This is a genomic window from Methylobacterium fujisawaense, from assembly GCF_039619325.1.
Classification (GTDB): domain Bacteria; phylum Pseudomonadota; class Alphaproteobacteria; order Rhizobiales; family Beijerinckiaceae; genus Methylobacterium; species Methylobacterium fujisawaense.
Genome location: NZ_CP155000.1, coordinates 4,761,663 through 4,782,087, shown reverse-complemented (window position 1 = coordinate 4,782,087; position 20,425 = coordinate 4,761,663). Strand labels below are relative to the sequence as shown.

Sequence of the window (20,425 nt, the reverse complement as noted above, 5' to 3'; positions counted from 1 at the left end):
AAGGGAGAGACGACCATGCAGTGGCTCGATCAGTCCATCATGGCCCGCAAGGGTGTCGCCGGCGGCAAGTCCGGCCAGGAGCACACGATCACCGAGGCCGAGCAGGGCCGCTACCACTACGTCTACGGGCCCTTCGCCGAGCCGGTCCTCACCGTCGATCCGGGCGCCGTGGTCACCGTCGAGACCCACGACGCCTTCGAGGGCAAGATCCGCCACGAGACCGACAGCCCGACGCAGATCCTGAACTTCCCCTATCTCAACCCGCAGAACGGGCCGATCTACGTCAACGGCGCCGAGAAGGGCGACTGCCTTGCGGTGGCGATCCGCTCGATCCGGCCGCGCGGCCCGCAGCCCTGCGGTACGACGCTGATCATGCCGGAATTCGGCGGCCTCGTCGCCACCGGCGACACCGCGCTCCTCAACCCGTCCCTGCCCGAGCGGGTGCGCAAGCTCGAGGTGACGGCCGAGAACGGCGTGCGCTGGAACGACCGGATCACGCTGCCCTACCAGCCGTTCATCGGCACGATCGGCACCTCGCCGGAGATCGAGGCGATCTCCTCTCTGCAGCCGGACTATTACGGCGGCAACATGGACCTGCCCGACGTCGGCGTCGGCGCGGTGATCTACCTGCCGGTGAATACCGAGGGCGCGCTCCTGTATCTCGGCGACTGCCACGCCGCGCAGGGCGACGGCGAGCTCTGCGGCGTAGCGGTGGAGCACCCGACCCACACGACGGTGCAGATCGACCTGATCAAGGGCTGGACCTTCCGCTGGCCGCGGCTGGAGACCGCCGACTTCTACATGACGATCGGCTCGGCCCGGCCGATGGAGGACGCCGCGCGCATCGCCTACCGGGAGCTGGTCCGCTGGCTCGCCGCCGATTTCGGCTTCGACGAGATCGACGCCTACATGCTGCTCACGCAGTGCGGGCGCGTGCGGCTCGGCAACATGGTCGATCCGAAGTACACGCTCGGCGCCTCGATCACGAAGGCGATCGCCCACGCCTGATCGGCGACGGAGGAGGATGGCATGGATCTCGGGCTCAGAGGCCGCCGGGCGCTGGTGACCGGCGGCACCAAGGGCATCGGCGCGGCGATCGTCGACCTGCTTGCCGACGAGGGGGCGGCGGTCGCCCTCTGCGCCCGCAACGCCGCGGAGGTCGCCGCCAAGGTCGACGCCCTGCGCGCCAAGGGCGTGGCGGCGACCGGGCGCGCCCTCGACGTCGCCGATCCCGCCGCCCTGCGCGGCTGGGTCGCCGAGGCCGCAGGGGAGCTCGGCGGCCTCGATATCGTGGTGCCGAACGTGAGCGCGCTGGCCGTCGGAAGCGACGAGGCGGCGTGGCGCAGCGGCTTCACGGTCGACATGATGGGCACCGTCACGGCGGTCGAGGCGGCGATGCCGTTCCTCGAACGCTCCGAGGCCGGCGCGATCGTCGTCATCTCCAGCGTCTCCGGGCGCGAGATCGACTTCGCGGCCGGTCCCTACGGCGCCTTCAAGGCGGCGCTGATCCACTACGCGCAGGGGCTGGCCTTCCAGCTCGCGCCCCGGAACATCCGCGCCAACTCGGTCTCGCCCGGCAACACCTACTTCGCGGGCGGCGTCTGGCACCAGATCGAGACCGGCAACCCGGCGCTGTTCGCCGAGGCGCTCCGGCTGAACCCGACCGGCCGGATGGCGCGTCCGGAGGAGGTGGCCCGCGCGGCCGTCTTCCTGGCGAGCCCGGCCGCGAGCTTCATTACCGGCACCAATCTCGTGGTGGACGGCAGCCTGACCCGCGGCGTGCAGTTCTGAGGCTGTCGAACGCCCTCAGGCGACATCCGGAAGCCTGAACCGGCGACGGGACCGGCCTGCCGCGCATCGGCAGGCGGGATCGGGACACCGTCCCGAAGGACAGGCGCGGCCGGCCCATGCGCATCGGATGTTCGGCGATGAAGTCTGGAGATCGCGGATATCGACCACACTTGCGACGCAATTCGCCTGCTCTCGGCTCTGTAGAGACAAGCTTGCCAGGCGCGCTGGCACGCGGCACTCTCAAGCTTGGCCTTTCGCGCGACGGAGGCACGTTGTGCGGTCGCGCCGGGCTGCAGGACAGGGAAGTCCAGGGCGATGATGACGGACGATCGCATGGCCGGCGGGCTCGACGAGCGCGGGCGCCCCGGACCCGACGCGGGGCTTCTCAGCCGCCGGTCGTTCCTGGCCGGCTCGGCTCTCGGAATCGGCGCCCTCTCGCTCGGCGGGTGCGGGACGACCGACACCCTGCTCATGGCCGAGGCGGCGAAGACCTACGGGCCGATGCCGAACGAGAAGTTCCCGATCCCGGCGGTCGACATCAGCAAGGTCAACCCGAAATACTATCGGCGGACCGTCCAGTACGCCTCGTCGGAGGCGCCCGGCACGATCGTCGTCGATCCCGCCAACTATTACGTCTACCGCATCGAGGGCGACGGCGCTGCCACGCGCTACGGCGCCAATGTCGGCCGTCAGGGCTTCCTGTGGAACGGCAACGCGTATGTCGGTCGCAAGTCCGAATGGGCGACCTGGACCCCGCCCAAGGAGATGATCCGGCGCCAGCCCGAGGCGGCGAAATACGCCCGCGGCATGCCCGGCGGACTCGACAACCCGCTCGGCGCCCGCACGCTCCACCTCTACCAGAACGGCGCCTATACGCTCTACACGATCTACGCCAGCAGCGACGCCGAATCGATCGGCACGGGCATCACCAGCGGCTGCGTCGGCCTGCTCAGCCAGGACATGATCCATCTCTACGCGCAGACGCCCGTCAAGACGAAGGTGGTCGTGCTCCCGGCCTGAGGGCGGGCATCCGCCGCGCGCGATCCCGGACGGAACGCGTCAGTTTCGCCGATGGCGGTGCCGTTCGCGCTCCCCGGCGGCCTCGACATCCTGCAGGATCGGGTTCCCTGACGTCCGACAGCGCGCCGGGAGCGCCCGCCATGGCCTACGCGACGACGATCGAAGGCACACGTTTCACCTTCCCCGACCTGCGCCGCCTCCTCGCCAAGGCGACGCCGGAGCGGTCGGGCGACCAGCTCGCCGGTCTCAGCGCCGACGGGCCGGTCGAGCGCCTGGCCGCGCAGATCGCCCTCGCGGACCTGCCGCTGAAGACCTTCCTGGCCGAGGAGCTGATCCCCTCGGAGGAGGACGAGGTCTCCGACCTGATCGCCCGCCGGCACGACGCGGCGGCCTTCGCGCCGGTCTCGTCCCTCACGGTCGGCGCCTTCCGCGAGTGGCTGCTCTCCCCCGCCGCCGACGCGCGGGCGCTCGCCACCCTCTCGCCCGGCCTCACCCCCGAGATGGTCGCGGCGGTCTCCAAGATCTGCCGGCTGCAGGATCTCGTCGCGGTGGCCGCCAAGCGGCCGGTGGTGACGCGCTTCCGCTCCACGATCGGCCTGCCCGGACGCCTCGCCACCCGCAACCAGCCGAACCATCCGACCGATTCGTCCGAGGGCATCCTGATCTCGGCCCTCGACGGCCTGCTGATGGGCTCGGGCGACGCGGTCATCGGGGTGAACCCGGCCACCGATTCCCTGCCGGACTACATCCGCATCGTCGAGCTTCTGGAGACCCTGCGGCTGCGCCTCGACGTGCCGACCCAGCATTGCTGCCTCGGCCACGTCACCGTGGCGATCGAGGCCATGGCGAAAGGCGCGCCCGTCGATCTCGTGTTCCAGTCGGTGGCCGGCTCGCAGAAGGCCAATGCCGGCTTCGGCGTCGACCTCGCCGTCCTGCGCGAGGCCTCGGAGGCGGCGCGGGCGCTGGGCCGCTGCCCGGCGGGCGGCCAGGTCATGTATTTCGAGACCGGGCAGGGCTCGGCCCTTTCGGCCGACGCCCATTGGGGCGTCGACCAGCAGACCATGGAGGCGCGCGCCTACGCGGTGGCGCGCGAGTTCGACCCGCTCCTCGTCAACACGGTCGTGGGCTTCATCGGCCCCGAATACCTGTACAACGGCAAGCAGATCATCCGGGCCGGGCTAGAGGACCACTTCTGCGGCAAGCTGCTCGGCCTGCCGATGGGCGTGGACGTCTGCTACACCAACCATGCCGATGCCGACGGCGAGGACATGGACGCGCTCCTGACCCTGCTCTGCGCGGCCGGCGTCAACTTCGTCATCACCGTGCCGGGGGCGGACGACGTGATGCTGAACTACCAGTCGCTGTCCCACCACGACGCGGTTTTCGCCCGCGAGACCCTGGGCCGTCCGCCAGCCCCGGAATTCGAGGCGTGGCTCCGGGACGTGCGCATCACGGACGCGCAGGGCCGGCTCACCAGCGCCACGGGTGAGTTGCCCCCGGCCCTCGCCGCGGCCACCCGGCTCCTGCCCGGGCGGGCCGCGTGAGCGACCCGGCGAAGCCGGCCAAGCCGGCCCACGCGGGCACCCCGACGCTGCGCGATCTGCGCGGGCTGACCCAGGCCCGCATCGCCCTGGGCGCGCACGGCGCCGGCCTTCCCACCGGCGCGGCGCTCGCCTTCGGCCTCGACCATGCCCGCGCCCGCGAGGCGGTCTGGACGCCCCTCGACGCGGCCGCGATCGGCGCAGCGCTGTGGGCCCAGGGCCTGGAGTCGGTCGAGGTCCGCTCCGCCGTGTCCGACCGGACGGAGTACCTGCGCCGGCCGGACCGGGGCCGCAGCCTCGCTCCGGAATCCGCCACGGTGCTCGACGGGCACGGGCCGGGCTTCGACGTCGCCATCGTGATCGCGGACGGGCTCTCGGCCACGGCGGTCGCGCTGAACGCGGTCCCCGCGGCGGCGGCGCTCGCGGCGCGGGTGCGCCAAGCCGGCTGGAGCCTCGCCCCGGTGGTCGTCGCGAGCCAGGGGCGGGTGGCGATCGGCGATCCCATCGGGGCGCGGCTGGGGGCGCGCTGCGTCGTGATGCTGATCGGGGAGCGGCCGGGCCTGTCGGCCTCGGACAGCCTCGGCTGCTACGTGACGTTCGGCCCGGAGCCGGGGCTGCCCGACTCCCGGCGCAACTGCATCTCGAACATCCGGGAGGGCGGCCTTTCGGTCGAGGCGGCCGCCGGGCAGATGGAGGCGCTGCTGCGGGCGATGCTGGCCCAGGGCACCAGCGGCGTCGCGCTGCGCCGGGGGGATCCCGCCGATCCGAAGGCTCTCCCGGACGCGCGGGACTGACCGCTCGGATTGCCCGAACGGTCGTCACGCTCGCTCCGCGGACGGGCTGCAGCCGAACTGGGACCGGTAGCAGCGGGCGAAATGGGCCGCGCTCGCGAACCCGCAGGCGGTCGCGATCTCACCGATCCGGAGCGGGCTCTGGCGCAGCAGGCGCCGTCCATGGGCGAGGCGGATAGCCCTGTACTGGGCCGAGAAGCTCAACCCGAGCTTCTCGAGGAACAGCCGGTCGAGGTGGCGTGGGCTGATGGACGCGAGGCGCGCCATGGCGAGGCGGCCGAGCGGCGCCTCCACCGTCTTCTCCATCGTCTCCAGCACCGTCAGCAGGGCCGGATGGTGAATTCCATAGCGCTCGACCGCGGAGGCCCGCTGCGGGTCGTCGGCGGCGCCGATGGCGGTGTGGAGGAACCAGTCGGAGACGCGGCGGGCGAAGGCCTCACCCATGCGCTCGGCGATCAGGGCGTGGGCCATCTCCAGGGGCGCGACGCCGCCGCCGCAGGTCAGGCGATCGCCGTCGGCGACGTAGCGCGCCCGGTTCAGGCGCGCGTCGGGGAAGGTCTCGACCGTGGCGCCGGCATATTCCCAGTGCAGCGTGAACGCGCGATCGGCCAGCAGGCCCGCCGCGGCCATCAGGTAGGGACCACCCGAGATGCCGCCGATGCGCACGCCGAGCCGGGCCATCCGCCGCAGGGTCGCGTGGATCTCGGGCCTGTCCCACCCGGTCGGCTCGCCGCCCGCGCAGACGAAGAGGGTGTGGAGATGGCCGCGCTGGCGCGGCAGCGCCTCGGTGGGGACCTCCGCGCCCGACGAGGCGGCGACCCGGCCCTCCGCCTCGCCGAAGTAGCGCAGCCGGTAGAGCGGCCGCCCGGCGAGATCGTTGGCCGCGCGGAACGGCTCGCAGCCCGAGGCGAAGGACATCAGCGCGAAGCCGGGCACGAGGATGAAGCCGATCTCCTGCGGTGAATCCGCGGTCTCTGCAGCCATTCCGCCAGCGCTCTCCGGCCTCACACGGCTCAGCCGTGCAAGAAACCGTCCGTCCTGGTCAAACGCGATGCTTGGCATCCATCATCCTGTGTGTCGTCTTCCCGTGCCGCGCGAGACCGCCTCCGGATGCCTCGACCTGCCGACTTGCCCCCGTTCCGCGCTGCGGCGGCGTCCCGTCCCGGCAGCCTCCAGGAGTGCCGGCCGTGAGCCGCCGCTACGACGTCGCCGTTCTGGGACTCGGCGCGATGGGCAGCGCCGCGCTCTACCAGCTGGCGAAGCGGGGCGCCGCGGTCATCGGGCTCGACCGCTTCGCGCCGCCCCACGCGCTCGGGTCCAGCCACGGCGAGACGCGGATCACCCGGCAGGCGGTCGGTGAGGGCGACGACTACGTTCCCTTCGTCACCGCCTCGCACCGCATCTGGCGCGAGCTGGAGGCCGAGACCGGCGAGGCCCTGCTAAATGCCTGCGGTGCCCTCGTCATGGCACCCGGCCACGGCACTTCGTCCCATCACGGGAAGCCTGATTTCGTCGGACGCTCGATCAGCGCGGCACAGGGCGCCGGCATCGCCCACGAGGTGCTCGACGGTGCGGCGGTGGCCCGCCGGTTCCCGCAATTCCTCAACCTCGCGGGCGACGAGAAGGCTTATTACGAGCCGGGCGGCGGCTACGTGTTCCCGGAGCGCTGCCTCGCGGCGCAGCTCGGCCGCGCGGGGGCCGCGGGGGCCGAGATCCGCACGAACCGCGCGGTGGTCGGGCTGCAGCAGGACGGGAGCGGCGTCCGTATCGACACCGCGGAGGGGACCATCCTGGCCGACCGCGCCGTCGTGGCCGCGGGCGCCTGGACGGCCCCGCTGCTCGGGAGCCCATTCGACCGGCTCCTGACCGTGCGCCGTCAGCTCCTGCATTGGTACGCGCTGGCGGACGAGACCGCCTATGGGCCGCATTCGCCGGTCTTCATCTGGATGTACGGGACGGGCGACACCGAATACCTCTACGGCTTCCCGCCGTTCGACGGGTCCATCAAGGTCGCCACGGAGCAGTACGACACCATTACCAGTGCAGACGGGGTGGAGCGCCGCGTCGACTTGTCCGAATCCGCCGAGATGTACCGGCTGCGCGTCGCGAACCGGCTGGCCGGCGCGACCCCGGAGGTCGTCCAGGCCGCGGCCTGCGTCTACACGGTGACCCCCGACCGCGGCTTCATCATCGACCGGCATCCCGCGATGGACCGGGTCACGGTGATCTCCGCCTGTTCGGGGCACGGCTTCAAGCACTCGGCCGGCATCGGCGAGGCCGTCGCGGCAGAACTGGCCGGGACCGGCGGCACGGTCGATCTCACGCCCTTCGCCTTGGCACGTTTCAGTTGATGCGCCGGCTAATGGCTCGTGGATTGCTAGAAACCATGCCAAGATCGGTTGACCCGAGCAGGAAAGATCCGATGCGCCTCACGATCCGCACCCTTCTGACCACCGGTGCGCTGGCCGCGCTCGCGGCGTTCTCGGCCGTCGCGCTGCCCGGCCGGGCCACGGCCGCCGACGGCGTCGACGCGATCAAGAAGCGCGGGACGCTGATCGTCGGCGTGAAGGCGGATTACAAGCCGTTCGGCTTCCGCGACCCGAGCGGGACGATCATCGGCCTCGAGCCCGACCTCGCCGCCGACCTCGCCAAGCGGCTGGGCGTGAAGCTCGAACTCGTGCCGGTCGTCTCGGCCAACCGGATCGAGTTCCTGCAGCAGGGCAAGGTCGATCTGCTGATCGCCACCCTCTCGGACAAGCCGGAGCGCCGCCGCGTCGTCCAGGCGATCGACCCGAACTACTATTCCGACTTCGTCAACGTCCTGCTGCCCAAGTCTTCCGGGATCACCGATTGGGCGCAGCTCAAGGGCAAGCCGGTCTGCGCCACCTCGGGGGCTTGGTACAACAAGGACGTCGCGCGGACCTACGGGGCCGAGATCGTCGCCTTCGACGGGTCCGAGAAGCCGCTCTTCGCGCTCAAGCAGGGCAACTGCATCGGCTATGTCTACGACCAGAGCATGCTGCAGGGTAAGCTGCTCGACGACGACTGGAAGGCCAACTACGCGCTTCCGCTCAAGGGCATCCTGGACGCCCCGTGGATGATGGCGGTGGCGCAGGGCAACACCACGCTCCAGGCCGCGGTCGAGGACGCCACCAAGGACTGGATGAAGACCGGCTTCATCGTCAACGAGGAGAAGAAGTGGGGCATCGAGCCGACCGCTTACTCGAAGGCGATGCACGAGAAGTACAAGAACGCGACCAACTGATGCGCGCCTGCACGACGAAGCCGGGCGTTCACCCGCGATGATCGCCACGATCCAGGCGTGGTTCCAGCAGCTCTACGAGACCACGGGCTTCAACGTCACAATCTTCTACGATCCCTACGACTGGGACCGGTACGTGGCCGGCCTGCGGATGACGCTGCTCCTCGGGATCAGCACCATCCTGGCGAGCCTCGTCATCGGCGCCGTCGGGGCGCTCCTGCAGAGCGGTCCGTCGCGCGTCCTGCGGGCGCTGGTCAACGGCTTCGTGGTGGTGTTCCGCAACACGCCGCCGCTCGTGCAGATCTTCTTCTTCTACTTCGGCCTCGGGACGCTGCTGCCGGACATCCGCTCGGCCGACGGCCTTCGCGCGCCGATCCTCACCAACGTCCAGTGGGCGATCATCTCGCTGTCGCTGTTCGCGGGCGCGTTCAACGTCGAGATCTTCCGCTCCGGCATCGAGGCCGTGCCCCGGACCACGGTCGAGGCCGCCGAGGCCCTGGGCTACACCCGCTTCAAGGCCTACCGGTACGTCGTCCTGCCCCTGGCCCTGCGCGTGTGCCTGCCGGCCCTGAACAACAACCTCATCAACCTCCTGAAGACCACCACGTTGGCCTACGCCATCGCGGTCCCGGAGACCCTGTACGCGGTCAAGCAGATCTGGTCCGAGTCGCAGAACGTCCTGGAGATGATGCTGGTGCTGCTCGCGACCTACGCGGTCCTCGTCGGCGTGCTCGTCTGGATCATGCACCGCTGGGAGCGTGCCCTGCGCATCCCGGGATACGGCCGATGAGCGCCCCAGATTCGCAGGGCCGGCGACCGGGGGACCTGCCGGTCCTCCTGCCGTTCGCGCTCCCGAAGGACCGCGCAACGTCGCGCCTGCGCCCGGCCCATCTCTGGCTGCTCGCCGGGCTCGCCCTCGTCGCCGTCCCGGCCTGGGCGCAGGGCGAGGCCGCCGCGCTGTCGCCGCTGGAGGTCGTGATCAAGTGGGCGCCGCTCCTGCTCACGGGCTTCGCCTTTAACGTGGCGATCTCGCTGATGGCGATGGCGATCGGCACGGTGGCGGGCATCGGGCTCGGGCTGGCCATGCTGGCGGAGGGGCGGATCCTGCCCCGCCTCGCGTGGTGCGCCACGCAGGTCTTCCGCAACGTGCCCTGGCTGGTGCTGCTGTTCTTCGTGATGTTCCTCGTGCCGTTCCAGATCACGGTGTTCGGCCTCCGCGTGCCGCTGCCCGACTGGGTGAAGGCGACCTTCGGCTTCAGCCTGCCGGTCATGGCCAACGTCGCCGAGATCGTCCGCGGCGCGGTGCGCTCGGTGCCGAACACCCAGTGGGAGGCCGCCGAGTCGCTGGCCTTCACCCGTCGGCAGACGATGTGGCGCATCATCCTGCCCCAGTGCGCAAAGCGGATGCTGCCGCCCTGGATGAACGTCTATTCGCTGATCGCGATGGCGACCGTGCAGGCGTCGATCGTCGGCGTCACCGAGATGCTGACGCTGACCGCACAGGTGCATGCCGCCGAGGGCGGCCGCCCCGAGCTGTTCGCCCCGCTCTACGGCTTCGCCCTGCTCTGCTTCTTCCTCTATTGCTACCCGATCGACCGGTTCACCGCCGCCCTGGAACGCCGCTTCGAGACCCGTTGAAACCATGACGCGCGCGACCCTGGCCGAAACCCCGTCCCCGAATTGGACGCCCGATCAGCCGATCGTCCGCATCGCCGACGTGCACAAGTCCTTCGGGACGTTCGAGGTGCTGAAGGGGATCAGCTTCGACGTCCGCAAGGGCGAGGTCGTCTGCATCATCGGCCCCTCGGGCTCGGGCAAGTCGACGCTGATCCGCTGCATCAACGCGCTGGTGCCGGTCACCGCGGGCTTGATCGAGGTCGAGGGGATCGACGTCACCGATCCGCGGCTCGACAAGCTGGCGCTGCGCCGCAAGGTCGGCATGGTGTTCCAGCAATACAACCTGTTCCCGCACAAGACCGCGCTGCAGAACGTGATGATGGCTCCCATCCACGTCCTCGGTCAGGAGAAGCGAGAGGTCGAGGCGCGGGCGCGGGCGCTCCTCGCCAAGGTCCGGCTGGCCGGCAAGGAGAACGCCTATCCCGGCGAGCTGTCCGGCGGCCAGCAGCAGCGCGTGGCCATCGCCCGCTCGCTGGCGATGCGACCGGACGTGATGCTGTTCGACGAGGTCACCGCCGCCCTCGATCCGGAGACGGTCAAAGAGGTGCTGGTGACGATCCGGGAACTCGCCGAGGAGGGCATGACCTGCATGCTCGTCACGCACGAGATGAACTTCGCCCGCGACGTCGCCGACCACATCTACTTCACCGACCGCGGCGTCATCGTCGAGCACGGCCCGCCCGCGACCTTCTTCGCCTCCGCCCAGGACGAGCGCACGCGCCGGTTCCTGTCGCAGGTGCTCTGAGGCCCCCCGGCCCGGACTGGGGCCGCGTCAGCGCGGCCCGGCCTCCTGCGCGACGATGTGGTCGGCGATCGCCCCGGCGGTGGTGAGCCAGATGTCGCCGCGGTGGTCGGCGATGTGCTGGAGCGCCCGCCGCAGGGGCCGCAGCCGGTGCGGTCGTCCGACGATGTAGGGGTGGAGCGCGATGCCCATGACGAGGGGCGCGGCCTGCGCCTGCTCCAACATCTCGTCGAAGGCGTCGACGATGGCGTCCGCGAACTGGCGGCCCGTCTCCTTGCGGGCGACGATGGCGGGGATGTCGTTGAGTTCCTGCGGGTACGGCACCGTCAGGATCCGGCCGCCGTTGCGGGTCGCGAACCACGTGGGCTGGTCGTCGTGGTCCCAGTCCAGCAGGTAGCGGTAGCCTGCCTCGGCGAGCAGGTCGGGCGTCACCCGCGACTGCGAGATCCAGGGGCCGAGCCAGCCGGAAGGCGGGCGGCCTTCCTGCGCGGCGATCACCGCCGTCGTCTCGGCGATCAGGGCCCGCTCGGCGGCCTCGTCGAGGGTGCCCTGCCGCTCCGCGTTGGTCCGCCCGTGGCCAACGATCTCGTCGCCGCGGGCGCGGAACGCCTCGATCAGCCCGGGGCAGTCCCGGTAGAGGTTGCTGTTGACCAGCACGCTCGCGGGCATCGCCAGGGCGTCCAGCATCTCGGCGATCCGCCACGCGCCGACCCGGTTGCCCCAGTCGCGCCACGCGTAGTTGAGCACGTCCGGCTGCGGGCCGCCCGGCGCCAGCTCGGCGCCCAGGCCCTCGCCGAACGCGAAGGTCTCCAGGTTCAGCCCGACATAGACGGCGAGGCGCTTGCCCTCGGGCCAGTCGTAGACCGGCCGGTCCGGGAGGGCGCTGTAGCTGTAGCGGCCGTGGCCCGCATTCGTGTCCATGTGGAGACCCTGTTACGCCGCACCGAGATAGGCCGCTTCCAGCCCCTTGTCCGCCGACAGCGCCGCGGCGGTTCCGCGCGCGACCACCCGGCCCTGCTCCAGCACGTAGCCGCGGTCGGCGACCGTGAGGGCGAGCGCGGCCATCTGGTCGACGATCAGGATGGTGACGCCCTCGTCGCGCAGTTCGGCCACGGTGGCGTAGAGGGCGTTGATCATCGCCGGGGCGAGGCCCAGCGACGGCTCGTCGAGAAGCAGGATGCGCGGATGCGCCATCAACCCGCGGGCGATGGCCAGCATCTGCTGCTCGCCGCCGGAGAGCAGGCCCGCCCGGCTCGCCGCCCGGTCCCGCAGCCGCGGGAACCGGTCGAGCAGGCGCTCGACCTCGGCCGGGTCGATCGGCGTCCCGCGTCCGAAGGCGCCGAGGCGGATGTTCTCGACGACGCTGAGCTCCGGGAAGACCTGTCGGCCCTCCGGTACCAGAACGAGGCCGCTGCGGGCGATCCGGTGCGCGGGCAGCGCCTCGACGCGCCGGTCGTCGAACACGATCGATCCCGCCACCGGGCGCAGCAGTCCCGCGAGAGCCCGCATGGCCGTGGACTTACCGGCACCGTTGGCGCCCAGCAGGGCGACGGTCTCGCCCGGCCGCACGTCGAGATGGATGCCATCGAGGACGGGCGCGGCGCCGTAGGCGGCCGTCAGGTCGAGGACGGAGAGGACGGCATCCGCCGGCCCCTGCCACGGCGTGCTTCGCGGCCGGGCGGGCGTGTCGGCGCCGCCGAGATAGGCGCGCAGGACAGCCGGGTCGCGCCGGATCTCGGCGGGCGTGCCGCGTGCGATCGGGCGCCCGGCATCCATGACGAGGATGTGGTCGGAGATCCCCATTACCAGCGGCATGTCGTGCTCGACCAGCACCACCGCGACGCCGCTGTCGGCGATCCGGCGGATCAGCCGGGCCAGCCGGTCGGTGTCGGCCCGCGACAGGCCGGCCGCGGGCTCGTCGAGAAGCAGCACCGTGGGGCCGCCGGCGAGCGCCCGGGCGATCTCCACGAGCCGCCGGTCGACATGGGGCAATTCGGCGGCCAAGCGGTCGAGGGCGCCCCGGTAGCCGACGAACGCGAGGAGCGACGCGGCCGTCGCGCGGTCCTGCGCCTGCGCGCGGCGCCACAGCCGGCCCGGCGCGAAGCCGAGGGCGACGTTGTCCACCACCGGGAGCGAGCCGAACAGGCGCGTGGTCTGGTAGGTGCGCGCGATGCCGGCGCGGGCGACGACGTGCGCCGGCCGCCCGGCGAGGTCGCGTCCGCCCAGCCGGATCGCCCCGGCGGTCGGGCGGTAGAAGCCCGAGATCATGTTCAGCACGGTGGTCTTGCCGGCCCCGTTCGGGCCGATCACGCTGGTGACCGCCGCCGGCTGGGCGGTGAGGTCGACCCCCTCCGCAGCCGTGATGCCGCCGAAGCGGATGCCGATGCCCTCGAGGACCAGGGGATCGCGCGCCGTCGTGCCGGGCAGCGACACCTCTTCGCTGTCCCCGGCGGCCGGCGCGTCGCGGCCGCGGGGCAGCAGTCGGGCAAGGCTGCCGACCAGCCCCGAGGGCACCAGCCAGAGCACCGCCAGGGTCGCGACCCCGAAGAACAGCAGGCGGTACTCGGCGAGGCCGGACAGCGCCTCCGGCAGCAGCACGGTGACGAGGGCGCCGAGGAGTGGGCCGAGCACCGTGCCGGCGCCCCCGACGATCACCGACAGGACGAACAGGATCGACTGCGAGAACGGGAACGAGCTCGGCGCGATGAACAGCATCAGTGGCGGCAGGACAGCCCCCGCGAGGCCGGTCAGGGCCGCGGAGATCGCGAAGGCCAGGGCCTTCACCCGGACCGGATCGAAGCCCAAAGCCGCCGCGGCGACGTCGGCGTCGCGCACGGCGCGCATCGCCCGGCCGAGGCGGCTGCGGGCGAGGAGGTCGAACCCGGCGAGACTCGCGCCGGCCGCGAGCACCGCCAGCACCGCGAGGCCGACCGGCGAGAGCGGCTCGCCGAGGAGGCTCGGCGCATCGGTCACGACGAGGCCGTTCTGGCCGCCGGTCAGTTCGCCGCCCTCGATCAGGCCGTGCTCGACAATGAAGCCGAAGGCGATCGTCAGCATGGCGAGGTAGGGGCCCTTCACCCGCATCGCCGGCACCGCCACGAGGCCGCCGACGAGCGCCGCGATCAGCGCCGCCGCCGGGAGCGTCAGCCAGAAGCTGACGCCGTGGAGCGTCAGGATCGCGCTCGCGTAGGCGCCGATCGCGTAGAAGCCGGCATGGCCGAACGAGATCAGCCCGGTCAGGCCGAGGAGCACGTTGAGGCCGACCCCCGCCACCGTCGTCAGCGCCACGAGGGCGATCACGAAGTGGCTGTAGCCTGCGGTCAGCGCGACGAGGCCGAGCGCGGCGGCGGTGAGGCCGGCGATGCCGAGCCGCATCGCCGGAGCCGAGCGCAGGTACGGCATCGCGTCAGACCTTGTTGACCGCGGCGCGGCCGAGCAGGCCGTCGGGGCGCAGGGTGAGGGCCAGGATGATCACCGAGAACACCACGAGCTGCGTGTAGGTCGAGCCGAGGGTGGCGGTGACGCCGGCCTCGACGAGGCCGTAGAGCAGCCCCGCCAGGATCACCCCGGTGGCGGAGCCGATGCCGCCGAGGATCGCCACCGCGAAGGCCTTGATGCCGAACAGCGTGCCGAGCTCGGCCGAGACCGAGAAGAGCGGCGCGATCAGCAGGCCCGCGATGCCGGCCAGCACCGCCGAGAGCGCGAAGGCGCAGGCCACGGTGCGGCGCACGTCGATCCCCATCAGGCGGGCGGCATCGGCGTTCTGCGCCACGGCGAGGAGGACACGGCCGAGATCGGTCCGGCGGAACACCGTGCGGATCGCGAAGGCCAGGGCGATCCCGACCACCGGGATCACGAGCTGCAACGGGTAGATGCCGGTCCCGAGGATCTCAACGGGCTTCGTCGCCAGCGGCGAGGGCAGGCTGCGCGGCTCCTTGCCGAAGGTGAACAGCACGGTGTTGTCGAGGACGATGCCGCCCGCCACCGTCGCCAGGAGCCACGCGTCCGAGCCGCGCGCCACGAACGGGCGGACCAGTGCCCGCTCGACCACGAGGCCGAACAGGGCGCAGCCGGCGAGCGCCAGGACGATCGCGGCCGGCATCGGCCAGCCGAGGGTGACGCCCAGCGCATAGGCCAGGACCGCGCCCAGGGTGACGACGCTGCCCTGCGCGAAGTTCACGGTCCCCGACACCGCGTAGGTCACGTGGAAGCCGAGCGCCACGAGCCCGTACATGCTGCCGAGGCCGAGGCCGCTGACGAGGATGGAGGTCAGCATCGCCGGGCTCAGTTGGTCACCGCGACGATCTCACCGTCCTTGAAGCGGGTGAACACGTAGTCCTTGGGGCCCAGCGCATCGTGCTGGCCGGGGGCGAAGGGCTTCTCGTAGGTTTTGATCAGGCCCGGATAGGTGCCGATCTTGTAGAAGCCGTCGCGGACCTTCGGGCCCTCGGTGGAACCCGCGGCCTGGATGGCGAGCGCCAGCAGGTGCGTGGCGTCGTAGGCGTTGGCGATGCCGACGGCGGGGGTGACGTCGGCCATCGACTTGATCGCCGGGTACTTGGCCTTGAGCGCGTCCAGCACCGTATTCGCCTTCGGCGACGTGTTGCCCGCGAAGGTAAAGGTCTGGATGAAGTGGACCTTGGCGGCGCTCGGGCCGGCGAGCTCGTCGAAGCGACCGCCTGCCGGCCCCCAATGCGAGACGACCGGCACCGACCAGCCCATCCGGTCGAGGGACTTCACCACCTGGGCCGAGGGACCGACATTGCCGACGAGGAACAGCGCGTCGGCCCCGGCCTCCTTCAGCCGGGACAGCTGGGGCACCATGTCGACGTCGTTGGCTTCGTACTTCTCGATGCCCGCCGCCGGGAGGTTGGCCGCCTGCAGGGCGTCCTTGAGGCCCTTCTGGTTCGACTCGCCCCAGGCGTTGTTGACGAGGATCATGCCGGGCTTCTTCGCCCCGTAGGTCTTCACCGCATAGGCGACCAGCGCCTCGTCGACGAGGGCGTCGACCGCCGAGACCCGGAAGGCGTAATTGTCGGCGGCGCCGTTGCGGGTGATGCCGGTGCCGGCCGCCCAGGGGCCGATGAACGGCACCTTCATCTGGTTGGCGATGGGCACGATCGCCATGGAGACCGGCGTGTCGAGGCCGCCGACCACCGCGACGACGCCGACCCGCTGGATCAGCTCTCGGGTCGCCAGCACGCCCTTGGACGGGTTGGCCTCGTCGTCGCGGGCCACCAGCTCAAGCGGACGCCCGAGGACGCCGCCCTTGGCGTTGATCTCGTCGATGGCGAGCCCGATCCCGCGGGAGATGGCCTCGCCGGATTTCGCGGACTGGCCGCTCAGGGCCGTCACGAGGCCGATCTTGACGGTGTCGGCCGCCTGCGCGGTCGAGACCGCGAGGCCGAGCAGCGCGCTCGTCGTCACCGCGAAGCGGCGCAGGGTCGGGGGCAGGAAGGAGGCCATGGCGTGTCTCCGAGGGCGGGTCGCCCCAGAAGACCGCAACCTCCATGCCAGCGAGATTCCGGTGCTCGGCCGCTCCCGGCGCCGCGTGCGTGCATCTTCGGAGGCATAATGTGCTCAATCGCGTGTCAAAGTGCATACACTTCCTGCATGCACGGACCGGCCTTTTGCGGCACGTTAGGGCCGACAGGAGGCCTGCCATGACCGATGTGACCCACAGCGCGGCGACCGCGCGCGACGCCGCCAACGTCACCGCCTATCTCGAGGCCTCGATGGTCCCGGATCCCGAGACGGCCGCCCGCTACATGGCACCGGGCACCCGGATCGTGTTCACCGGCGCGCGGGTCTTCAACCATCCGTCCGAGGTCACGGCCTTCAATGCCGGGCGCTACGCCTGGGTGAAGAAGCGGATGGAGCGGCTGGACGTGGTCCCGGGCGACGGCGTCACGACGGTCTACAGCCTCGGGACGCTCTACGGCGCCTGGCCGGACGGCACGCCCTTCGAGGGCAACCGCTACGTCGACCGCTTCACCGTGCGCGACGGCCTGATCGTCGGGATGGAGGTCTGGAACGACAGCGCAGAGCGTCTGCTGACGAAGCACGGCCTCACGGCCTGACGCCGAAGGCTCAGGCTCCGCCGCCCGCGACGTAGGGCGCCAGCAGGCGTCCGAGATCGCGCTCGCGCGGGGTCGGGGGCACGATGCGCGCCCGCTCGGCGACCGCATCAAGGTGGTGGTCCATGAGCGCGGCGGCGCGTTCGGCATCACCCGCGACCAGGGCGGCGACGATGTCGCGGTGCTCGCTCACGGCGCAGTCCGAGGAATGCGGCCGGCTGTAGAGGGACAGGATCAGGGCGCAGCGATAGCCGAGTTCGGCGACATACCGGGTCAGCACGGCGCTGCCGGTCATCTCGGCGAGCATCAGGTGGAATTCGGTAGCGAGCCGGATCGAGAGCGCCTCGGGCCCGCCCCGGGCGGCCTCCTCGCGGGCGATCTGATCCAGCAGAACCTGACGCTGCTCGGGACTGAGCTGTCCGGCGAGGCGGCGCACCACGAGCCGCTCCAGGCCGAGACGCACGTCGAAGGTGTCACGCGCCTCCTCCCAACTCGGCGTCGCCACGACGGCGATGCGATTGCGGCGGAGGTCGACCAGGCCTTCCCCGGCCAGCCGCAACAGGGCCTGCCGGGCGATGGTGCGGCTCACGCCGAACCGTTCGCCGAGGGCATCCTCGGGCAGGCGGTCGCCGGGGGCCAGCGCCCGTTCCACGATGGCTCGGCGCAGGGCTTGGCAGATGGCGCCCACACGATCGCCTTCGTCGGCCGCCTTCATCGATGCCGTCCGCGGCCGATCGCCGATACCTCTGCGCATTGGTGCGTCATGGTCCATTCTCGGTCGCGAGACGCTTCGATGCGTTCGAAGACGTATCGCGGCAGGGTCTTTGCCGATGGAGACCTTCAGGTGCAACGGTCACGCCAGCGCCACCGGACCGGTGGCAGCGGGACCGCGGTGGGCTGCGCCGAACGCGGAGGGGATCCGGGCGGAACGGGTCGTCCGGCGCTCAGGTCCGATCCCGCAGGCGGCGCCCGCACGCCGGCGGCCCGGGTCGAGCCGCGAACGATCACGGAGCGGCAGGGGCGGGCCGATCGCACGTCGGGCTGGTCGACGGCGAAGCCCGGGGCGTTCCGATTCGTCCCCGGATATGCCCCCTCGGCACGCGCCATGTTCGACGAGCCTGACCGCCCATCCAGGTCCGCGCAACGACAGTCCGGGTCGCAACCGGCGAGGAGCCGCGGGAATGCCGCTCGGAGGCCCGAACATAGTCTGGAAGTCATCCGTCATCGGTCCATCCGTCCCGGTGCCACCCGTGCGATCGGTCACACGATCGCGACAGATCGACCCGGCCGGAACTTTCTCCGACATAAATTTCTATTTCAAAATTGGTCCTCTGCGTCCCCGGAATTTGATAACGGCCGATTTGTGCAGACGACGCCATAGCCGATATCTGGACGGGATCTTAAGGATCCCTGCATAAACACACGACGAGAAGGTCGCGGCGACGTCGGTTTCGCCGATTCAGCTCAGCCATTTAACCTGTGCGCAGATCCGCGAAGAGACGGGACGGGTCTCCGCGCGGGCGGCACAGGCGGTTGGGCCGCAGGATGAAAAGCGCCGCGGCGACCAAGTCGCCACGACAGTCGGTGCGGTCATCGTCCTGCCGGCCCTTCTCTTCATCGATGGCGACAACCATCAGACCGCCGAACTCACGCGCCGCAAGGGAGCGGTGAAGGCATTGGAGCAGGCCTCTGTCGAGAAGAGATGCGGTTTGGACTTCGAACCGCAGCCCCCGCGCCGGTAAGTCGACCCCGGCGCATCGTCATCGCGGGGCGCCCACCTCTATTCCAGCGCTTCGGAGACCGCAGGACAGGGTCGAGGCGCCGCCGGCCGGCGATCGGCCGCATCCGCGGCCCGCGACGCCGCCACGAGATCCGATCCCGAAATCTGCAATCGCAAAGTGGCCGTACCGTATCGATCAGCTTTCGATCCGTCCGCGTACGTCGAGACGTACGCCAGGGGCCGTCGCGCCGGACCGCGGACGGACGGCGTGCGGCTGACCCTGGGCGACACCGGCGACGCGCGTCCGGGCGCCACCGCGCAGGTCTTCGCCGCATATTATCGCCGCAGGCCTCCAGGCTGCTTGGTCAGGCACGCCGACCAAACGCAGGCCGGCGCGATCCTGCGCGCCGCGGCTCGGAGGACAACCCGTAGACGACGATAGATCTTCCTGTTCGTCTTTGAGTAACATTTTTGCGGTATAGAACCGTTAAGGATGCCGAGATCGGGACGCGCGCGAATTCCTAAGTGTTGCCGGCGAGCTACATCTTCCCGATCGCGCGCCTGATAAGTCGAGATCAGCAGACGCTGCTAACGGAACCAACACGGACATGACCAAGATCCTGGCCTCTCTGGCTGCATTCACCGCTCTCACGGCTGCGGCGTCCGCCGCCGACCTGCCGCGCCGCGCTGCGCCGCCGCCGGTGTTCACGCCGGTGCCGGTGTTCACCTGGACCGGCTTCTACGTCGGTGTGAACGCCGGCTACGGCTTCGACGCCAACAGCCGCAACACCACCAGCTACGCCCTGCCGGGCGGCTCGCTGATCAACTCCCCCGGCACCTCGGGCGTCGTCAGCGTCAACAACCGCAACAACAACGACGGCTTCTCGGGCGGCGCCCAGATCGGCTACAACTACCAGTTCACGCCGGGCTCGGGCGTGGTGATCGGCTTCGAGGCCGACGCCCAGTACGTCGACTTCGCCCGCCGCGCCAACGCCACCCAGAACTACAGCTTCCTGGGCTTCCCCGGCGTCGCCTTCTCCAACCCGCCCGCCTTCGTCGCCACCAGCGGCAACGGCCTCGACTACTTCGGCACCGTCCGCGGCCGCCTCGGCTACGCCTTCGACCGCACCCTCGTGTACGGCACCGGCGGCTTCGCCTACGGATCCGGCCAGGACGACCAGAACTTCTCCGGCAACCGCTTCCGCGACAGCTTCCGCACCGGCTGGGCCGCCGGCGGCGGCGTCGAGTACGCCCTGCCCACCGACTCCTTCCTGAACTTCTTCCGCTCCTCGGCCGTCACCCTGAAGGTCGAAGGCCTGTACGTCAGCCTCGACCGCCAGAAGAACTCCGCCGGCGGCGTCTTCTACGGCAACCTCCTGCCCCCGAACGGCACCGCCTACCTCAACGGCGCCGCCGCCAAGACCGAGTTCGCCGTCGTCCGCGCCGGCCTGAACTACAAGTTCGGCTCGTACTGAGCCGAGCGTGACTCGAGGGGCCATCGCCTCTCGCGGAGACTTGGCATGGGACTGGTCCTCTGCATGCCGGTCGCCGCGGGATGGCGATGCCCCTCGCTCGACCCTTGCATCCCAGCCCGATCAACCTGGTCGCGAGGTCGACAAAACCCCGGGAGCATTCCGCTCCCGGGGTTTCCGCATGTGTGGGGCCACCCGAAACCGTTGCGCCCACACCTGAGCATTCCGCTCGCGATGTCGGGCTCTTGTCGGTGCTTCTGGAAGGGGTTTCACGAGGCCCTCAGGCTTCGCGCCTGCGCTGATTGGTGCCGCCCGAAGCGCCACGGGAGCGC

Annotated in this window: 18 protein-coding genes; 12 read left to right on the top strand and 6 right to left on the bottom strand. The window is 70.7% G+C overall.

Annotated elements, in window-relative coordinates; translation table 11 throughout:
* The first annotated feature begins 15 nt into the window (after positions 1 to 15).
* The 5 genes from ABC766_RS22690 (at position 16) to eutC (ending at position 5,146) form a co-directional block, all read left to right on the top strand.
* Entirely contained in the window at positions 16 to 1,008 is a 993-nt protein-coding gene (locus tag ABC766_RS22690) for an acetamidase/formamidase family protein (RefSeq protein WP_053610608.1), read from the top strand.
* Between the two features lie 21 nt (positions 1,009 to 1,029).
* The gene (locus ABC766_RS22685; protein ID WP_043352173.1) at positions 1,030 to 1,791 is read left to right on the top strand and encodes an SDR family NAD(P)-dependent oxidoreductase; all 762 of its coding nucleotides are present in this window, start codon (positions 1,030 to 1,032) and stop codon (positions 1,789 to 1,791) included.
* Positions 1,792 to 2,106: 315 nt separating this feature from the next.
* Positions 2,107 to 2,811 carry a L,D-transpeptidase gene (locus tag ABC766_RS22680; protein ID WP_043385757.1) on the top strand — a complete coding sequence of 235 codons (705 nt, stop codon included), beginning with the start codon at positions 2,107 to 2,109 and terminating at the stop codon, positions 2,809 to 2,811.
* 140 nt (positions 2,812 to 2,951) lie between these two features.
* Positions 2,952 to 4,355, top strand: coding sequence for an ethanolamine ammonia-lyase subunit EutB (locus ABC766_RS22675; protein ID WP_345819548.1), 1,404 nt, complete (start codon positions 2,952 to 2,954; stop codon positions 4,353 to 4,355).
* A complete protein-coding gene (gene eutC / locus ABC766_RS22670; protein ID WP_345819547.1) occupies positions 4,352 to 5,146 on the top strand; it encodes an ethanolamine ammonia-lyase subunit EutC in 795 nt (264 codons plus the stop codon). The genes ABC766_RS22675 and eutC overlap by 4 nt, the downstream gene beginning before the upstream one ends.
* 24 nt (positions 5,147 to 5,170) lie before the next feature.
* On the opposite strand, the gene ABC766_RS22665 is transcribed toward eutC, so the two are convergent.
* On the bottom strand, positions 5,171 to 6,127 hold the full coding sequence (locus tag ABC766_RS22665; protein WP_043348814.1) for a GlxA family transcriptional regulator: 957 nt from the start codon (positions 6,125 to 6,127) through the stop codon (positions 5,171 to 5,173).
* Positions 6,128 to 6,330: 203 nt separating this feature from the next.
* On the opposite strand from ABC766_RS22665, the gene solA reads away from it, so the two are divergent.
* The 5 genes from solA to ABC766_RS22640 all read left to right on the top strand — a co-directional run bounded on the left by solA (position 6,331) and on the right by ABC766_RS22640 (position 10,827).
* Positions 6,331 to 7,494: an N-methyl-L-tryptophan oxidase gene (gene solA, locus ABC766_RS22660; RefSeq protein ID WP_345819546.1), complete on the top strand. Its 1,164-nt coding sequence runs from the start codon at positions 6,331 to 6,333 to the stop codon at positions 7,492 to 7,494.
* Positions 7,495 to 7,565: 71 nt separating this feature from the next.
* Complete coding sequence (locus ABC766_RS22655) at positions 7,566 to 8,408, top strand: transporter substrate-binding domain-containing protein (protein WP_043758711.1); 843 nt, start codon at positions 7,566 to 7,568, stop codon at positions 8,406 to 8,408.
* Positions 8,409 to 8,445: 37 nt separating this feature from the next.
* On the top strand, positions 8,446 to 9,195 hold the full coding sequence (locus tag ABC766_RS22650) for an amino acid ABC transporter permease (protein WP_345819545.1): 750 nt from the start codon (positions 8,446 to 8,448) through the stop codon (positions 9,193 to 9,195).
* Positions 9,192 to 10,043, top strand: a complete 852-nt coding sequence (locus tag ABC766_RS22645) for an amino acid ABC transporter permease (protein ID WP_345819544.1) — start codon at positions 9,192 to 9,194, stop codon at positions 10,041 to 10,043. Before ABC766_RS22650 ends, ABC766_RS22645 begins: the two co-directional genes overlap by 4 nt.
* A 4-nt stretch (positions 10,044 to 10,047) precedes the next feature.
* Complete coding sequence (locus ABC766_RS22640) at positions 10,048 to 10,827, top strand: amino acid ABC transporter ATP-binding protein (RefSeq protein WP_345819543.1); 780 nt, start codon at positions 10,048 to 10,050, stop codon at positions 10,825 to 10,827.
* A 27-nt stretch (positions 10,828 to 10,854) separates the two neighbouring features.
* Here the strand turns inward: ABC766_RS22640 and ABC766_RS22635 are convergent, their stop codons facing one another.
* Genes ABC766_RS22635 through ABC766_RS22620 form a run of 4 tightly spaced genes read right to left on the bottom strand, consistent with a single transcriptional unit; the run spans position 10,855 to position 16,290 of the window.
* On the bottom strand, positions 10,855 to 11,745 hold the full coding sequence (locus ABC766_RS22635; RefSeq protein ID WP_345819542.1) for a polysaccharide deacetylase family protein: 891 nt from the start codon (positions 11,743 to 11,745) through the stop codon (positions 10,855 to 10,857).
* Between the two features lie 12 nt (positions 11,746 to 11,757).
* On the bottom strand, positions 11,758 to 14,226 hold the full coding sequence (locus ABC766_RS22630) for a branched-chain amino acid ABC transporter ATP-binding protein/permease (RefSeq protein ID WP_345819541.1): 2,469 nt from the start codon (positions 14,224 to 14,226) through the stop codon (positions 11,758 to 11,760).
* Positions 14,227 to 14,230: 4 nt separating this feature from the next.
* Positions 14,231 to 15,100 carry a branched-chain amino acid ABC transporter permease gene (locus tag ABC766_RS22625; protein WP_043348786.1) on the bottom strand — a complete coding sequence of 290 codons (870 nt, stop codon included), beginning with the start codon at positions 15,098 to 15,100 and terminating at the stop codon, positions 14,231 to 14,233.
* 8 nt (positions 15,101 to 15,108) lie between these two features.
* Positions 15,109 to 16,290, bottom strand: a complete 1,182-nt coding sequence (locus ABC766_RS22620; RefSeq protein ID WP_342145008.1) for an ABC transporter substrate-binding protein — start codon at positions 16,288 to 16,290, stop codon at positions 15,109 to 15,111.
* 197 nt (positions 16,291 to 16,487) lie between these two features.
* On the opposite strand from ABC766_RS22620, the gene ABC766_RS22615 reads away from it, so the two are divergent.
* Entirely contained in the window at positions 16,488 to 16,904 is a 417-nt protein-coding gene (locus tag ABC766_RS22615; RefSeq protein ID WP_043389197.1) for a nuclear transport factor 2 family protein, read from the top strand.
* Positions 16,905 to 16,914: 10 nt separating this feature from the next.
* Here the strand turns inward: ABC766_RS22615 and ABC766_RS22610 are convergent, their stop codons facing one another.
* On the bottom strand, positions 16,915 to 17,616 hold the full coding sequence (locus ABC766_RS22610) for a GntR family transcriptional regulator (protein ID WP_053611267.1): 702 nt from the start codon (positions 17,614 to 17,616) through the stop codon (positions 16,915 to 16,917).
* A 1,613-nt stretch (positions 17,617 to 19,229) separates the two neighbouring features.
* Here ABC766_RS22610 and ABC766_RS22605 point away from each other — a divergent pair.
* Positions 19,230 to 20,096, top strand: a complete 867-nt coding sequence (locus tag ABC766_RS22605; RefSeq protein ID WP_043758726.1) for an outer membrane protein — start codon at positions 19,230 to 19,232, stop codon at positions 20,094 to 20,096.
* The last annotated feature ends 329 nt before the right edge of the window (positions 20,097 to 20,425 follow it).

Coding starts and splice junctions, on each gene's coding strand:
- ABC766_RS22650 (WP_345819545.1), top strand. CDS start 8,446: ATGATCGCCACGATCCAGGCGTGGTTCCAGCAGCTCTACGAGACCACG.
- ABC766_RS22610 (WP_053611267.1), bottom strand. CDS start 17,616: ATGAAGGCGGCCGACGAAGGCGATCGTGTGGGCGCCATCTGCCAAGCC.
- ABC766_RS22605 (WP_043758726.1), top strand. CDS start 19,230: ATGACCAAGATCCTGGCCTCTCTGGCTGCATTCACCGCTCTCACGGCT.
- ABC766_RS22655 (WP_043758711.1), top strand. CDS start 7,566: ATGCGCCTCACGATCCGCACCCTTCTGACCACCGGTGCGCTGGCCGCG.
- ABC766_RS22680 (WP_043385757.1), top strand. CDS start 2,107: ATGATGACGGACGATCGCATGGCCGGCGGGCTCGACGAGCGCGGGCGC.
- ABC766_RS22645 (WP_345819544.1), top strand. CDS start 9,192: ATGAGCGCCCCAGATTCGCAGGGCCGGCGACCGGGGGACCTGCCGGTC.
- ABC766_RS22640 (WP_345819543.1), top strand. CDS start 10,048: ATGACGCGCGCGACCCTGGCCGAAACCCCGTCCCCGAATTGGACGCCC.
- ABC766_RS22675 (WP_345819548.1), top strand. CDS start 2,952: ATGGCCTACGCGACGACGATCGAAGGCACACGTTTCACCTTCCCCGAC.
- ABC766_RS22625 (WP_043348786.1), bottom strand. CDS start 15,100: ATGCTGACCTCCATCCTCGTCAGCGGCCTCGGCCTCGGCAGCATGTAC.
- ABC766_RS22615 (WP_043389197.1), top strand. CDS start 16,488: ATGACCGATGTGACCCACAGCGCGGCGACCGCGCGCGACGCCGCCAAC.
- ABC766_RS22630 (WP_345819541.1), bottom strand. CDS start 14,226: ATGCCGTACCTGCGCTCGGCTCCGGCGATGCGGCTCGGCATCGCCGGC.
- ABC766_RS22690 (WP_053610608.1), top strand. CDS start 16: ATGCAGTGGCTCGATCAGTCCATCATGGCCCGCAAGGGTGTCGCCGGC.
- ABC766_RS22635 (WP_345819542.1), bottom strand. CDS start 11,745: ATGGACACGAATGCGGGCCACGGCCGCTACAGCTACAGCGCCCTCCCG.
- ABC766_RS22685 (WP_043352173.1), top strand. CDS start 1,030: ATGGATCTCGGGCTCAGAGGCCGCCGGGCGCTGGTGACCGGCGGCACC.
- ABC766_RS22665 (WP_043348814.1), bottom strand. CDS start 6,127: ATGGCTGCAGAGACCGCGGATTCACCGCAGGAGATCGGCTTCATCCTC.
- ABC766_RS22620 (WP_342145008.1), bottom strand. CDS start 16,290: ATGGCCTCCTTCCTGCCCCCGACCCTGCGCCGCTTCGCGGTGACGACG.